General features: G+C 48.1%; 16 protein-coding genes and 8 tRNA genes. 5 read left to right on the forward strand and 19 right to left on the reverse strand.

The genetic code is table 11. The features are described 5' to 3' along the window. Window positions 1-185: 185 nt before the first annotated feature. Together FHS16_RS04265 and FHS16_RS04270 are read right to left on the reverse strand one after the other, a co-directional pair. Window positions 186-1,115 carry an SPFH domain-containing protein gene (locus FHS16_RS04265; RefSeq protein ID WP_183559196.1) on the reverse strand — a complete coding sequence of 310 codons (930 nt, stop codon included), beginning with the start codon at window positions 1,113-1,115 and terminating at the stop codon, window positions 186-188. A gap of 6 nt (window positions 1,116-1,121) precedes the next feature. Next, window positions 1,122-1,550 carry an NfeD family protein gene (locus tag FHS16_RS04270; protein WP_183559198.1) on the reverse strand — a complete coding sequence of 143 codons (429 nt, stop codon included), beginning with the start codon at window positions 1,548-1,550 and terminating at the stop codon, window positions 1,122-1,124. Window positions 1,551-1,689: 139 nt separating this feature from the next. Between FHS16_RS04270 and uraA the strand changes: the two genes are divergently transcribed. Continuing rightward, window positions 1,690-3,000: a uracil permease gene (uraA, locus tag FHS16_RS04275; RefSeq protein ID WP_183559200.1), complete on the forward strand. Its 1,311-nt coding sequence runs from the start codon at window positions 1,690-1,692 to the stop codon at window positions 2,998-3,000. Window positions 3,001-3,058: 58 nt separating this feature from the next. Here the strand turns inward: uraA and FHS16_RS04280 are convergent, their stop codons facing one another. After that, window positions 3,059-3,535: a 2-thiouracil desulfurase family protein gene (locus tag FHS16_RS04280; protein WP_183559699.1), complete on the reverse strand. Its 477-nt coding sequence runs from the start codon at window positions 3,533-3,535 to the stop codon at window positions 3,059-3,061. A 470-nt stretch (window positions 3,536-4,005) separates the two neighbouring features. Between FHS16_RS04280 and FHS16_RS04285 the strand changes: the two genes are divergently transcribed. Next, the gene (locus tag FHS16_RS04285) at window positions 4,006-4,344 is read left to right on the forward strand and encodes a L,D-transpeptidase (protein ID WP_183559202.1); all 339 of its coding nucleotides are present in this window, start codon (window positions 4,006-4,008) and stop codon (window positions 4,342-4,344) included. Window positions 4,345-4,428: 84 nt separating this feature from the next. Next, window positions 4,429-5,328, forward strand: a complete 900-nt coding sequence (locus FHS16_RS32395; RefSeq protein WP_312890771.1) for an AraC family transcriptional regulator — start codon at window positions 4,429-4,431, stop codon at window positions 5,326-5,328. Here FHS16_RS32395 and FHS16_RS04295 read toward each other — a convergent pair. The 5 genes from FHS16_RS04295 to FHS16_RS04315 form a co-directional block, all read right to left on the reverse strand. Further along, a complete protein-coding gene (locus FHS16_RS04295; protein WP_183559204.1) occupies window positions 5,325-6,485 on the reverse strand; it encodes a Gfo/Idh/MocA family protein in 1,161 nt (386 codons plus the stop codon). The genes FHS16_RS32395 and FHS16_RS04295 overlap by 4 nt on opposite strands. 167 nt (window positions 6,486-6,652) lie before the next feature. Continuing rightward, window positions 6,653-7,606, reverse strand: a complete 954-nt coding sequence (locus tag FHS16_RS04300; RefSeq protein WP_183559703.1) for a DUF1861 family protein — start codon at window positions 7,604-7,606, stop codon at window positions 6,653-6,655. 19 nt (window positions 7,607-7,625) lie between these two features. Further along, the gene (locus tag FHS16_RS04305) at window positions 7,626-8,705 is read right to left on the reverse strand and encodes a mannose-1-phosphate guanylyltransferase (RefSeq protein WP_183559206.1); all 1,080 of its coding nucleotides are present in this window, start codon (window positions 8,703-8,705) and stop codon (window positions 7,626-7,628) included. Further along, on the reverse strand, window positions 8,698-9,795 hold the full coding sequence (locus FHS16_RS04310; RefSeq protein WP_183559208.1) for a glycosyltransferase: 1,098 nt from the start codon (window positions 9,793-9,795) through the stop codon (window positions 8,698-8,700). The genes FHS16_RS04305 and FHS16_RS04310 overlap by 8 nt, the downstream gene beginning before the upstream one ends. Then, window positions 9,795-10,910 carry a glycosyltransferase family 4 protein gene (locus FHS16_RS04315; protein ID WP_246431588.1) on the reverse strand — a complete coding sequence of 372 codons (1,116 nt, stop codon included), beginning with the start codon at window positions 10,908-10,910 and terminating at the stop codon, window positions 9,795-9,797. Before FHS16_RS04315 ends, FHS16_RS04310 begins: the two co-directional genes overlap by 1 nt. Before the next feature lie 434 nt (window positions 10,911-11,344). Between FHS16_RS04315 and FHS16_RS04320 the strand changes: the two genes are divergently transcribed. Then, window positions 11,345-11,911, forward strand: coding sequence for a 50S ribosomal protein L25 (locus FHS16_RS04320; protein ID WP_183559212.1), 567 nt, complete (start codon window positions 11,345-11,347; stop codon window positions 11,909-11,911). 59 nt (window positions 11,912-11,970) lie between these two features. Here FHS16_RS04320 and FHS16_RS04325 read toward each other — a convergent pair whose 3' ends face one another. The 11 genes from FHS16_RS04325 to FHS16_RS04375 form a co-directional block, all read right to left on the reverse strand. After that, window positions 11,971-12,207: a helix-turn-helix domain-containing protein gene (locus tag FHS16_RS04325; RefSeq protein ID WP_183559215.1), complete on the reverse strand. Its 237-nt coding sequence runs from the start codon at window positions 12,205-12,207 to the stop codon at window positions 11,971-11,973. Between the two features lie 134 nt (window positions 12,208-12,341). Then, window positions 12,342-12,426 (reverse strand) — tRNA-Leu (locus FHS16_RS04330). Window positions 12,427-12,478: 52 nt separating this feature from the next. Next, a tRNA-Lys gene (locus FHS16_RS04335) sits at window positions 12,479-12,554 on the reverse strand. A 51-nt stretch (window positions 12,555-12,605) separates the two neighbouring features. Further along, window positions 12,606-12,680, reverse strand: a tRNA-Glu gene (locus FHS16_RS04340). 104 nt (window positions 12,681-12,784) lie between these two features. Further along, window positions 12,785-13,102, reverse strand: a complete 318-nt coding sequence (locus FHS16_RS04345; RefSeq protein WP_183559217.1) for a hypothetical protein — start codon at window positions 13,100-13,102, stop codon at window positions 12,785-12,787. 181 nt (window positions 13,103-13,283) lie between these two features. Beyond that, window positions 13,284-13,368: transfer RNA gene (locus tag FHS16_RS04350), tRNA-Leu, on the reverse strand. A 52-nt stretch (window positions 13,369-13,420) separates the two neighbouring features. Then, window positions 13,421-13,496 (reverse strand) — tRNA-Lys (locus FHS16_RS04355). Between the two features lie 50 nt (window positions 13,497-13,546). Then, a tRNA-Glu gene (locus tag FHS16_RS04360) sits at window positions 13,547-13,621 on the reverse strand. A gap of 105 nt (window positions 13,622-13,726) precedes the next feature. Further along, a tRNA-Ser gene (locus FHS16_RS04365) sits at window positions 13,727-13,817 on the reverse strand. Window positions 13,818-13,822: 5 nt separating this feature from the next. Further along, window positions 13,823-13,898: transfer RNA gene (locus FHS16_RS04370), tRNA-Asn, on the reverse strand. Between the two features lie 27 nt (window positions 13,899-13,925). Continuing rightward, a complete protein-coding gene (locus tag FHS16_RS04375) occupies window positions 13,926-14,405 on the reverse strand; it encodes a SprT family protein (protein WP_183559219.1) in 480 nt (159 codons plus the stop codon). 121 nt (window positions 14,406-14,526) lie between these two features. On the opposite strand from FHS16_RS04375, the gene FHS16_RS04380 reads away from it, so the two are divergent. Further along, window positions 14,527-14,889 carry a hydrolase/acyltransferase gene (locus FHS16_RS04380; RefSeq protein ID WP_183559221.1) on the forward strand — a complete coding sequence of 121 codons (363 nt, stop codon included), beginning with the start codon at window positions 14,527-14,529 and terminating at the stop codon, window positions 14,887-14,889. Window positions 14,890-14,914 lie beyond the last annotated feature (25 nt).

Raw genomic sequence — 14,914 nt, forward strand, 5'->3', positions numbered from 1 at the left:
TTAATACATCATAAGTGTATTATGCACGTAATACGCTAATGATGTCAATCCCATCCAAATATTGAATTTAGCTGGATACAAACAATCATCTCCCGATGGTTCGTCCCCGCTTCAAACAAAAGAACAGCGGGACAAAGAGGTTTCCCTCTGTCCCGCTGTTCTCTACTATCGGATATGCCAGCCGCTTACTCCTTGCTTGCCTTCAGCATCTCTCCCATCGCGCCGATGCTGCCCAGCGTATCTACTGCCCGGGTAGGTATGAATATTTTGTTTGCCGGTCCTTTGGCTATTTCTGCAAGCGCTTCTAGCGAACGGTATGTGAGAATATTGTCGTCCAACCCAGCTGATCGGATGAGCTCAATCCGGCTTTTCTCCGCCTCGGCAATCGACTGGATCGCTTTCGCCTCCCCAAGCGCCTCAAGCTCCTGTGCGTGGCGCTGGCCTTCCGCTTGGCGAATACGTGCTTCCTTATCCCCTTCGGCCTTCAATATTTTGCTCTGCTTGTCGCCTTCCGCCCGCAGGATCATATCCTGCTTCGCCGCTTCCGCATCAAGCACCATTGCCCGCTTGCTTCGCTCGGCTTTCATCTGTTTATCCATCGCATCCTGAATATCAACCGGCGGCTGAATATCGATCACCTCTACCCGCTCGATGCGCACGCCCCATTTCTCCGTCGCTTCATCGAGTGCATTCCGAATGTCCGACGATATTTTTTCCCGTCCAGACAACGTCTCATCCAGCTCCATTTTACCGATAATTTGCCGCATCGTCGCCGTACTGATGTTGCGCACACCGTACACATAATCGGAGATGCCGTATGTAGCCTGCTCAGGGCCCGTCACCTGATAGAAGATGATCGTGTCGATTTTCACCTGAACGTTATCCTTCGTGATGACCGTTTGCGGCGGTACATTAGCCTGCTGAATACGCAGGTCGTGATACGTGCGTACATGATCGATGATCGGAATTAGAATATTGACACCAGGCGTCAGCAGACGATTGAACTTCCCGAGGCGTTCCACTACGCCTATCCTTTGCTGCGGTACGATTTTGACCGATAAAGCCACAAATACGATGACGATAACCAATAATATAATCGCAACGATTATACCCATATGCCGCTAACCTCCCCATTTTTGCACATGGAGCACCGCGCTCCCGCGACTCACGACAACAACCGTTTCACCCTTTTCCAGCCTTGCCGTAGACAGCGCGCTCCATGTTTCGTTGCCTACCCTCACGATGCCCGGCGAATCGGCTCCCACAGCCTCCAGCACAAGCCCATGTTTCCCGACCAAGTCGTCAACGGCATCCTTATACTCCGCAACGGCATGAAAACGACGAGTCAGCGGCTTCGTAAAAATTGTCAGCACGAGCACCACCAGGCAGCCCGCCACCAGTTCCAGCTCCAGCGAGCCGGGCCATATCCAATCAATGACCGCTGCTACTACGGCGCCAATGCCCAGCCATAGCAAATAAAAAGTAAGCGTAAGCATTTCAACGACCAGCAAAATACCTGCAAGCACAAGCCAGATAGCCCAAAGCTCCATGCCGTCACCGCCCTTCTTCCTTAATATATTCGTCTAGATCCATCCTATGATTAAGAAAACACTTGCCAAACCGATACTGAATATGTAGAATCATCAAGGGTCTTTTTTCAAACTACATATAATTGGAGGCAATTACATCATGAAAAATGCAATTGGGGTCTTAGATCGGCCGCCAGCGTTGCAAAGCTTTCTGCTCAGTTTACAGCATCTATTCGCTATGTTCGGTTCAACCGTGCTCGTTCCGAATATTCTCGGCGTCGATCCGGCGATCTGCCTGCTAATGAACGGAATCGGCACCTTGCTTTACCTATGGATATGCCAAAATAAAATCCCGGCGTACCTTGGCTCCAGCTTTGCTTTCCTTGCACCCGCTGGCGCCGTCATTGGCGATCATGCTGCCGGAGGCGGTAATTACGCAGCTGCGCTTGGCGGCTTTATTATATCCGGCGTTATATTCACAATCGTCGCGCTCATTATCCAAGCTGCAGGCACGGGCTGGATTAACGTCGTATTTCCTCCGGCCGCAATGGGAGCCATTGTCGCGATTATCGGCCTAGAGCTTATCCCTGTTGCCGCACGCATGGCCGGCTGGATCATGCCGACAGATTTGGAGCCCGCTGCCGCTGCCGCGTGGTCCATGGATCCCCAAATCGTTACGCTCTCCACCGTAACGCTCGCCGTTACCGTGCTTGGCTCCGTGCTGTTCCGCGGCTTCATGCGCATCATTCCGATTCTAATCGGGATCGCTACAGGATATGTGCTCGCTTATTTCATGGGCTTTACCGATTTCAGCAAGCTTGCGGAGAACGGCTTCATTCAATTGCCGCACTTCACCTTCCCTGCTTTCGAATGGACGGCGATCATCGCGATAGCGCCTGCTTCGTTAGTCGTAATCGCCGAGCATATCGGTCACCTCGTCGTGACAGGCAACATCGTGGACAAGGATCTGTCCAAAGACCCAGGGCTGCATCGCTCCATGCTAGGAAACGGCATTTCCACCATCTTGTCGGGCTTCGCCGGTTCAACGCCTAATACGACCTACGGTGAAAATATCGGCGTACTCGCCATTACGAAGGTTTATTCCACCTTTGTAATCGGCGGCGCCGCTGTAATTGCGATCGTGCTCTCGTTCTCGGGCAAGTTCTCAGCCCTGATCTCCGGTATTCCCGCTCCTGTTATGGGAGGCGTATCGCTGCTGCTGTTCGGTGTTATCGCTGCATCAGGCTTCCGGATGCTCGTGGAATCCAAGGTCGATTACAGCAAGCCGACCAACTTGTTTCTGACGACTGTTGTGCTTGTAACGGGACTTAGCGGAGTAAAACTAACGATTGGCGACTTCTCACTGACAGGCATGGCGCTTGCCACCGTCGTCGCGATTGTGCTCAGCCTGCTGTTTAAGCTATTTGAAGTTATGAAACTGTCCAATGACTTTGAATCCTCTGGTCATTAACGGAGTAAAGGGTGCCTGCATAATATGCAAGCACCCTTTGTTCATTAACGCAATATCCTCAAACTTTGATCTGTGCCAGTGCCAAATAATCGCCCAGCTCTTCCTCCGAAATCACCTTTATGCCGTTTTTTCTTAGCAAAGCGGTGGTTACGCCGTTCCCAACCGCCTTCACTCCTTTGAATTCGCCATTATAGATCATAGCGCTTCCGCAGGATGGACTGTATTCTTTCAAAACGACCACCGCTGCTCCCACTTCTTGGGCTTTCATAAGCGTCAAATGAGCACCGTTCACATAAAGCTCCGTCACATCCCGACCCGATATCTCGACAACCTTAGCAGCACCATCAAGCACATCATCCCCGTCGCCGCCAATGATCTCTGCCGGCTCTCTCGGCGTTATAAAGCCTCCAAGCAATTCCGGGCATACCGAAACCGCTTTTTTCTGCTCCAGCAATTCCCGCACGGTTTCATTCAAGCTGTGCGTTCCGTTATATCTCACCTCGAATCCAGCGAGACAAGCACTTACGACGATCATCGACTGCACCTCTTTTCTCGCCAGAATGCGTTTCTTATTCCTACATAATATGATCATGCACGAAACCGATCGGCCGATCACCAGCTTCTTGTATAACATTCGCCGCTTTTGCAGCCATAAATAATAGCCTCTTCCAGTAGGTAAAACCTTGCTTGTATTCTTCGGATTCACTATTGCGCGACCCCAACTTGGACTGCTGTTTCCCCCTAAATACCGCTATCTCCATGTACTTTAAACTGACACTCATTCACCTGATTCACACTCTAACGATAAAAAACAACTATTTTCTATTATACTTCCCACTATTTAATTAGGAGGTGTCATCACCAGCTTATCATATCTTCAAGCCGGTTTTAATAAAATCGCTCCAACTTACTTCTGAAATCCGCCGCTGCGGCTTATCCTTTTTTCATCCTCGATGAAACCATCGCCTGTCCCGCATCATACGATAAGGAAAAGGAGTGAATCCTATGCCTGACTACCGCATAATTGTCGATCTTTCTGACCGGATGCTTCACCTGCTTGACAGCAACATCGTTATCCGCTCGTTTCCGGTAGGCATTGGACGAATGGTAACACAAACCCCTACCGGCGAATTTTTTATCATCAATAAACAAGCCAACCCCGGAGGTCCGTTCGGCGCCTTCTGGATGGGACTATCGAAGCCGCATTACGGCATTCATGGCACCAACGATCCCGCATCCATCGGCCATTTGGTATCGCATGGATGCATACGTATGTACAATGAGGATGTCGTCGCCCTCTCCAGAATTGTACCGATTAATACGCGTGTTACCATTAGGCCATAGTTGATAATTCCGCCTCAATAGACAAGGCTTATTATGATACACTAATGAGACAAAGCTATTTCTTGAAGCGAGGATGTGCCTGCCGTGTCAGATATTCATAGCCTCAACCTACGAGACCTCCCTCTTTACTTCACATACAAACGCATAAACGATAAAGCCGACCATTATCAAGGGACTTTTCATGCCCACCAAGGCGTTGAGATCCTAATCGTACACGAGGGCACAGGCACCCTAATCATCGAGCAAAAAAGCTATAAGCTTGCGCCAGGCATGTTATGCATTTTCCAGCCTTATCAGCTCCATCATATTCAAGTCGATTTGAGCGAGAGCACACCTTTTATTCGCTCCATTGTACATTACGAGCCTACTTTATTCGAAGCTTATATGGAGAAATGGCCAAGTCTTCAATCTTTCTATAAACATATTCATATGGGAAGCCTAGGAGAGCAGTGCGTGTATGATACAGGGGCTGCGGAACCTCTTGATAGCTTGCTCGGTAACTGGGAGCGGACTTTGCCGTTATTGTCTAAAAGCGATATCTACGAGGAGTACTCCTTATTTCTTGTTGCCTTCCTTCGAATCTTCAAGCATCTTTGGGAGCAGAAGCAAAAGCCTTCTGCCTCCCAATCGGCTTCGAGAGTGCCTCACCAAGCCGAGAGAATGCTGGAATGGCTCCAGGAGCATTACAAAGAGCCGCTGCGGCTGGAACAAATGGCGAGCGAGCTGCACTTGTCTCCCCACCATCTCTCTCATTTGTTCAAGGCGTGTACGGGGAGCAGCATAACCGACTACGTTGCCGCAAAAAAAATACAGCAAGCCATCCTGCTGCTAACCGCATCCGATTATTCCATCTCTCGCATCGGTGAAGAGATTGGACTAACAAACAGCTCTTACTTCTGCAAGTTATTTAAAGCACAGCTCGGTATCACGCCGCATCAATATCGGAAGCAATTCCGAAGCAAGCGTTATCCGATGCCACGTTAGCTTGGCGTCTTGTAATTGCTGCCTACCGTTATTGGCATATCCGTGAAGCTCTCTACCGAGCCGGTTTTCTCATAGAAATGAGTTGCGTTTGCTTGCATGCCGCTTCGCGAATAAAACGGATCGTCCGCCTCGATCGGGAAGGAGACAAGCTGCCTTGTACTTGCCGCCTTGTAAATGCCAACGATGACCTCTAACGTCTGTCGCCCGCACTCGCCGTCTATGAGCAGCGGAGTCCCGCTTTCGATGGCGGCCAGTACATTATCGATCTGTCCCGCATGCCCCTCATAAGAAACCTCAGGCAAAGCCTCGTATAGCTGCTCCAGTTCTTCTTCAAGCTGCGTATTAGGCTCAGGAAAACCATTCTCGCGCGAGGTGGACGCAATCACTCGCCAAGGTGCCGAGATTCGGGCTTTCGTCCCTTGGAAAACAAGCTGCTGATCCTCTCCATGATGCACGACCGAGCTCGTAACCTGAGCGAGAGCACCTTCTCCGTATCGCAATATGCCGATCGACAAATCCTCTACCTCCGCATTGTCATGCGCCCCGTTCGTCATAAATGCCTGCACCTCGGCTGGCCGGCCCATCATCCATATCAATGCATCGATATGATGAACAGCATGGTTAAGCGTACAGCCGCCGCCTTCCTTCTCCCACGTTCCCCGCCACCACAAATCATAATAGCTGTGACCGCGCCACCAATGCGAATCAATCTGGGCATGTACAATTGTACCGGCTAATCCGCTGTCGATCACCGATTTCAGCTTCATCATCGGTGTCTTGAAGCGGTTCTGAGCTACGATCGACAGCAGCTTCCCGCTTTTTCGAGACGCCTCGTTCATGGCATCGCACTCCTCTAGCGACGAAGCCATCGGTTTCTCAACGAGTACGTGTACGCCTGCCTCAAGAAAAGCGACAGCAATCTCCGCATGGGTGTAAGGCGGTGTGCAAATCGAAACGATATCCAGCCCCTGCTGCAGAAGTTCCTTATAATCAGATACGGCTCGTGCGTCTAATTGATGCTGTCTGATGCGATCCTCCGCTTTATCCGTATAAATGTCACTGATGGCGACGACCTGGCAGCGTTCCGGAAACATCAAATATGCCTCGATATGGGCATTCGATATAGCTCCTGATCCAATAATGGCTACTTTAAGCAAAGCTTCTACCTCCTTTTCGTTCATAAGATCAGCTTACCAAGGAAGCGCTGCCAAATGTATGCATAGTTTGTGCAAAAATAACGCTACTTTGCGGTTTTGATAGCCAAAAAAAAGAACTCCAGCATATCTGGAGTTCTTTATCCCATTCGGATTTGCGCGTATTTAGCTTAAGCGATATCTTCATATTCCGAGAACGGATCCGCAATTGGCAAACAATACGCTTCCGCGTCGCTCGCACCGACATACAGCACTGCACGATTGTTTGCTTCCCGCAGCAATCCCCCGCTGAAAATGACATCCTTTAAATCCGGCCGCTTCGCGGGGCCAACGGGAAAGTCGCCTCTCGTTGCGATAATTTTAATCGGCGATTTCTCCCTAGTCAACGGATTGAGCACAAAGGACATCGCATGATAATGCAGCTGATTGGCCTCATCAGTATAAGAAATGTGGCCTAGAACGCCAAGAAACCCATTCTTCAGCAAATGAATCTCGTTAGCACCGCCCCACTCGTCCTTCAGAAACTGATCGCGAAACAGCGGAGCCTTTATAATCGCTGTTTCCGACAGGTCATCGAAAGAATCGAGTATACTAAATCCGATAACCGCTCTAGTCCCTTCAATTCCAAATGGCCGGGAGAAAACGCCCAGCTTGCCGTCGGAGAGTTCCGCTAACCGAATATCCTTCATATTCCATGGGCCTGTAGCCGCATGCACAAGGTTTTGTAGATTTGCTCCGCGATACAGCACCGTTTTCCAGCCGATGATCACCTTAGACGCTTCCGCTTCTTCTGATGCGAAATAAAGATGAACGCCGCCGAACAACCACTCCCCATTTATCCTCGTTATAAAGGGATCCTGAAGCTGAAATTGGGGCAAGCCCGGCTTAGGCAGCCAAGTGCCGTCCACGCATGTGAAAAAAATAATTTCAGAGTCCTCCGAATGCCGCTCCTCGACGCGTCCCGCGATATACAGCTCCCCTTCGTCCCAGAAAGGTGCTGTAATATTATATACATCTCGTTCGCCAACGCCATCAAACTTCAGTTTTGAACCTTTAACAGAGGCCGGCTCATAGTCTAGCAGCAGCTCCCTGCACGTCTTTGTTGTCCATTCCAGCTTCATCATGAGGTCCATTCTGCCTTCCCTACGCGTATTCCTGCATACCCTTATCCTTCAGCATCCTAACGATCTCCTTGACCTCCTGCGCTTTGTCCTTCGCGCAGATGAGCAGCGCATCTTTAGTATCCGCTATGATGAGCCCATCAATCCCAATCGTCGTAATGAGCCGGTCTTCCCCATAAATAATAGAATTGATCGTATCCATGCCGACGTAATTGGCCTTGACGATATTGCCATGCTCATCGGGGGGAAATATAGCGCCAAGCGCATCCCAGCTGCCTATATCGTTCCAGCCGAAATCGCCCTCCAGCACGACTACCTCGTCGCAGCGCTCCAAAATGCCGTAATCGATCGAAATGTTCTGCAGCTGTGGATAGATTTCATTTATCATCTCTTCTTCAAGCGCCGTGCCTATATAGGCCATCAAAGGAAACATCGTTTTATACAGCCTAGGAAGAAATCTTTTGAAATTATCGATAATACAGGACGTTTTCCATATAAACATGCCGCTGTTCCATAAGTAATGGCCCGATTGCAAGTAGGATTGCGCCTTCAAGAAGTTGGGCTTCTCCACGAATTCAGCCACTTCAAACACGCCGCAAGGCACGGTTAGCAACGGCTCGCTTTTGCATGAAATATAGCCGTATCCAGTAGATGGAAACGTAGGCTTGATGCCGATCGTAACGATTTTGTCGGTCTTCATCGCCACTTCGCATGCATGCTCCAATGTCTGCTTGAACGTATCCTCCTCCGTAATATGGTGGTCGGAAGGGAATACAGCCATCAAGGAGTCGCCGTGGTTTTTCTCAATGAATAACGCTGCCAGCAGTATGCTTGCTGCCGTATTTTTAGCAACGGGCTCTACCAAAATATTAATAGGCTGAACGCTTTTGTGCATCATGCTCTCCAGCAGCACGGCCTGCGAGCGGTTCGTTACAACGATGGTGTTCTCCATGGGTATAACGCCATTGAAACGCTGGACGGTATCGTTAAGCATGATATCGTTGCCGCTAATATTGATGAGCTGCTTCGGCAGCTCCTGCCTCGATAGCGGCCAGAATCGCGTCCCGCCGCCGCCAGCTAATATCGTCGCGAATTTATTCATTTTGCATCACCATATGCGCCATGCAATACGAAACGATATTTTCGGAGCCCTGGTTTAAATTAAGGCCTGTGGCGTGTATGCCATCGTAGCATGCACCTGTCTGTTCGTCGATAAGCGATACCGAAAGCGAATTTCGACCATGAAACCAATCATAACAGGAAGATGCATAGACGAGATACGTATGATTTCCGAACCTTTTGTAAGCAGACATGCATGCCAGCAGCATCTCGCAGGCTTCGATTGGCTGCTCGTCGAACAATGCAGCGGCTCCTCCCCTCTCTAACCAGCCATGGCTTCCAATCGGCTTATAAAAACCTTCCTTCGAGAATGTGGCCGCTGCCAAAAAGTCGAGGCTTTCCTTAGCCGTTTGCCGAAACATCTCCGTATGCGACAACGCGGAAGCTTCCAGCATCGCCCATGGAAGCATCGCGTTGCCGTACGTGATGCTATTCTCAAACCAATGCCAGCCCGTTCCTTTGTTGCTTTCATACTGCATGTGCAGACGCAATGCCAATTCTTCTATTATTGCTTCCATTTCTGCCCGGGGCAGAAAACCCGGGTCTACATCCTCTTTATTCGAAAATGGCAAGCTATAGCTCAATGCTTCCCCAGATTCCAGCATAGCGGTGAATCCGATCAACCCATAAGCGATAGCTCGCGGCGAGCTCAGCTCCCGCATTCTCGGAAGGGCTTGGTTGATCATATACCTGCATGTGTTCCGCAAGTTTTGAGGAATGGCTGGCTCCGCAAGCATATAGCCAAGCGCCCACATGCATCGTCCCAAGCAATCCTCGGAGCCCGTATTCTCCAGAAATTCGCGGTTGTAGCCCATGAAATTGCGAAAGCCGCCATCGTCATTCTGAGCATGATAGATAAATGCCAAATATGTCCTAACCAGCGCAAGCGATCCCTGATCCTTGCTGCTTTTGTAAAGCATGACAGCAGCGATAAGCGCCCGGGCATTATCGTCCGACGTATATCCATGGCTTCTGTCTGGAATGCCGAATTTCGTATGCTGGAATATGCCTGTATCATCCGTCAGGCTTTTCAAATAGTCCATAATGAGCGGGCGTGCCACTGATTTCTGCATTACACGGCACTCCCTTTTAGCGCATAGCTTTGAGCTATAATCTTGCGGAAAAGAACCGCGTAGGACTTCGCCACTTCGTCCCACATCATCGTGCTTCCAAGAGCAAGCGTCTTGTTTTCCATCTCAGCTTTCAATCCCGGATCATCAAGCACGTTTACGATATGCGTTTCAAGCGAATCCGCATCGCGGAACTCCGCAAGCAATCCTCTTCCATCTGCAAGCATCTCAACGGCATAACGGTAAGGGGTTGAGATAATGACCCTGCCATAACCGATGCCAAAAGCAAGCGTTCCGCTCACCGCTTGGTCTTTTCCAAGGTAAGGGGTCATGTAGATATCCGAGAGCACCAGTGATTGCACGACTTCCTCTTGCGTCAGATGCTTATCGACAAACGCAACATGCTTATCGAGGCCAAGGCTTGCGACAAGATCAATCAGCTGCTGCCGATACACTTCGCCTGACTCTTGCTTCACAACGGGATGCGTCTTCCCCCAAATCATGTATAGGGCATTCGGATGCTTCGCGACAACGCCTTTCATCGCCTTTATCGCGTATTCAATGCCTTTTCCCGGGCTCAAAAAGCCGAACGTGGATAAAATTTGCCGATTCTCGTAGCCAAATGTAGCTTTCAACTCCAATCGGGTCGCCGTAGCTACGACAGGCACGCCATGATGAAACATTTCGATTTTATTCATCGCAATGCCATAAACCTCTTGCAAATCTATGATTTTAGTCTGGGCCATTGTAACAACCTTGATGCTCAGCTCTGCAAGCCGCTTCATAATCGCGAGCTGCTTCATACTTGGCTCAACTAATACGGTATGGAAGATAACGATAAAGGGGATAGTTAGTTTCTCAGCCAAATCGAGAATGTATTCTCCGCTTTCTCCGCCATATATGCCGAATTCATGCTGGATGGTCAGAAGCTCGATGTTCGATTGATTGAGCCCCACCGCTGTCCTGCTGTAATCCGCACGGTTTTTCTGCTCGATTTGCCCCATTACTTGATTGGAATAGGCATACGTTTTGTTATTGTTGACCGCAATCATTCTCGGTTTATTGAAGTCTTGAATCCGTTCGAGTTCATTCATCATATCCTGCGAGAAGGTAGCCAAACCGCATTCTCTTGGCAAACTTGTTCCAAGGAAAGCCACGTTATGCTTTACCAATGCATTCTTCGTAGAAATCACTCCCATAATTTTAATTTTATTCCATATGGGTACAAAAAAAAGAAATAAAGATATCTTTATTCCCCTATCCGTCCCTATGTTATTGGCTTGTGGTCATTCCGTTATCGGTATTTGGCTGCTTCTAGTTACAGCCCTTGCTTGATAATCCGCTCCTGTCTGCTGCTTAAACCTTAACACGACCATATTTTCTTGTCAATTGAACGGAAACTGCCTCTTATTTGACAACGAGGAAACTTGTGATAAAATTAACATATGACAAGAAAATATGGTCGTTAGCGGACTGATTAGACATTCTATTGCTAATCCGTCTTTTTTTATTTTCGTTTCATAGCAACCCATTCGATTAGGAGGCAACAAAAATGAGCAACTCTATCCAGTTAAACGAACGGGTCAATCTTACCAAATCTCAAATTAATGTACTTAGAAAGCAAGGTCAAATCCCTGCAATCGTGTATGGCAAGGATGTAGGCAGCATCTCCGTCATTGTAAACGAGAAAGAAATCCTTGCAGCGGTCAAAAATAACCAGCGTGCCATTCTCATCGCAGCGATTCCAGCACAAGGAAACAAACCCGTGCTGATTCAAAATATTCAAAGAGATCCGATCAGCAACAAAATCGTTCATGTCGATTTCTACCAACTGAACATGAATGAGAGCCTGGACTCCAAAGTAACGATTCATTTCTCCGGCGAACCGGCAGGAGTAAAAGCAGGAGGGATTCTGCAAGTAGAAATGTACGAGGTAGAAGTACGCTGCATGCCTGACAATCTGCTTAGCGCATTCGAGGTAGATATAAGCGGACTTGGAATTGGCGATCAGCTTCATGTATCCGATTTGGCTTTCCACGAAGGCATTGAGGTCTTGTCCGATTCAGGGGCAGTGCTAATCCGTGTTTCACAAACACATGCGGAAGAAATAGTCGCTTAATTGACAAGCATACGCTATAGATAGCAAAGGAACCCTGTACTTCCCGTACAGGGTTCCTTTTATTGACCATGCTCATTTGCATCCTCATGCATGACTACGATAAACTCTCCTGGAGTTGCATCGAAATACTTGCATAACCGCCATATGAGATCACGCGGATATTGCACCATCTCATCCTTGTACATTTTACGTACAGAATCGAAGTGATAATCGATATCCTTGGCCAGCTGACGAATCGACAAGGTCGGGTCCTTGGCTCTCATCAATTCCTTTAAGTTGCTATGAACCCCCGGCATACCACACCTCCATTTTATAAATATTGCCGTCTTTTAACAATAACTCGCTCTGTTGGCTAACTATATCTGTGCGAAAACAGCTTATTTACGCAAAAAAGCGACTCTATGGCTAGAGCCGCAATGTTAATAAAGTATGGTGCGGTAGACAGGATTTGAACCTGCACGTCCATTGGACACTACCCCCTCAAGATAGCGTGTCTGCCGTTCCACCACTACCGCACATTTGAAATGTTGAAGGTTCCCTTACTCCCGCTCTTGCAAGCTGAGTAAATGGTGAGCCATGAAGGACTCGAACCTTCGACACCCTGATTAAAAGTCAGGTGCTCTACCAACTGAGCTAATGGCTCTCACTGTGACGTGATCCGAGCTCATTAGAGCTGATACACATTGAGGATTATTGGTGACCCGTAGGGGACTCGAACCCCTGTTACCTCCGTGAAAGGGAGGTGTCTTAACCACTTGACCAACGGGCCATTCTTACAGATCATAAATGTTATCTGAGACAACAAAAATGATTATATCAGCTATTCAACTGAAGTACAAGCATTATTTTCAACTGTTATTCCAAGCAGTTAGATTAAGCTTCAATCGTTTCCGCTTTAAATACGTTATCCAGTTTGTCTTCAGGAGTAAGTCTCTTTTTGAGCGGAACTTTAACATCTCTTCCGAGTTCCTTGAAGAACGTCTCTACGTCGCATTCAATTTTATCAACATAAACGGACAATACGCCTTTTTCAATAATGGCTTCATTGCCTTCAGCGGGAACGGTAACTTCAATGGAATATTTTTTCATCAAGGTGTTGCTGTACCTTCCAAAAATCTCGAGCAATTCCTCATTATTAAATTTCCCAATCGCCGCTTGACCCTTGTTCGTAAAGTTTAAGTTTATTTTCATGTTTACAGCTCCTCATCTCTAATGATGCATCTGTTTGGACGGTTCGAGTAACTTATAACGAAAAAACCACTCTCTAGTCAGATTTTATGATCTGAATATAAAGTGGCATCATCTATCAGAAAAGTGCTCATGAAATGACACCCTCTAAGTTCACCTATATACATCGGCAAGAAGTAAGTTATGGTGCGGTAGACAGGATTTGAACCTGCACGTCCATGGGACACTACCCCCTCAAGATAGCGTGTCTGCCGTTCCACCACTACCGCACATTTATATGTTGTTATCCTTCACTCACATTCGCTTAGTCGTGCTAAGAAATGGTGAGCCATGAAGGACTCGAACCTTCGACACCCTGATTAAAAGTCAGGTGCTCTACCAACTGAGCTAATGGCTCTCGCTGTTATTTGCACTTGAACTCCTTAGAGCTCGTACACTTTGCAAAATTGGTGACCCGTAGGGGACTCGAACCCCTGTTACCTCCGTGAAAGGGAGGTGTCTTAACCACTTGACCAACGGGCCGTTCATTCACTACTCTAAAGCCATTACACAAAACCTGCAGCCTATGTGGCAAATAAAAAAGACCGGATGAACGGTCCTGCCGTTGCAAAATAATGTGAAAAATGGTGGCGGAGAGAGAGGGATTCGAACCCTCGCACCACTTACGCAGTCTAACCCCTTAGCAGAGGGTCCCCTTGAGCCACTTGGGTATCTCTCCAAATCTGGCTCCCCGAACAGGACTCGAACCTGTGACAACTCGATTAACAGTCGAGTGCTCTACCAACTGAGCTATCAGGGAAAAGTAAAAGTGACAAGTAATAATATATCATGTAGCAGTTTGATTGTCAATCACTTTAAGCTTTAATTTTCCGCGGCATTTTCCACAAGCGTATTTGGATGGATCGATCTTTCTCTTCCGCAAATATTCCATTCCGCATTTGATGCATATGAGCTTGTATCGAAACGGCTGCTGCTTCCGTTGTGCTCGTTCAGGAAGCGTCTGACAGTATCTCGAGCCCCCAACGTGAGCCAGCAAGGTTTTGAAATCCGAATCTCTATGCTGGTAGCCCCGCTTCATAATATGCAAATGATAATGGCATAGCTCATGCTTAATAATTTTTTCGGTTTCCTCATGCCCGAATGCGGCAAGCTGATGCGGACTGATCTCAATATTATGCGATCGCGTGAAGTAACGTCCGCCCGTTGCCTTCAAGCGGGCATTGAACGTCGCGATATGCAGGAAAGGACGTCCGAAATAGGTGATCGACACTTGCTCAACCCATTGCTGCAAAGCCTCATTGTTCATCGATTATTCTCCCCCAACTACTTGAATTTTAAAGCCGCGATAGGCTACACTGTCAAGTAGGAAATAATAAATAGATCATAAATACGTACGGATGCATACCGAGGGGAGAACAACAACTATTATGGCAACGATGCGCTATGTCTTATTGAAACAAGAGGATACCATTCTTTTTGTTGAAATGCCCGATTCGCATGCTTACCAGCTAAGCGCGCTTAACCTTCGTCTTCATAAGGAAATCGACAAGCTGACGGCCGATCATGTTCCGATCTTGCCATACGCGGTTGCGGAATGCAGCAATGTCGATCTTCATGATTCGTCAATCCAAATCATTTCCGGGCTTGATTACATCAATAGTCTGGAGAAGGATTTTGCCGGCGTGCAAGAAAAGTCGTATCCGCTCATCTCGCTGCTGACAGAAATACGCGCTTTGCAGGCACAGCTCGAACAGTGGTATGAGGAATACGAAGAGGAACAGAGCATTTAGGTTGGACCTGCACGGACACTCGCCC

The sequence above is a fragment of the Paenibacillus endophyticus genome (genome assembly GCF_014192395.1).
In the GTDB taxonomy this organism is placed as follows: domain Bacteria; phylum Bacillota; class Bacilli; order Paenibacillales; family Paenibacillaceae; genus Pristimantibacillus; species Pristimantibacillus endophyticus.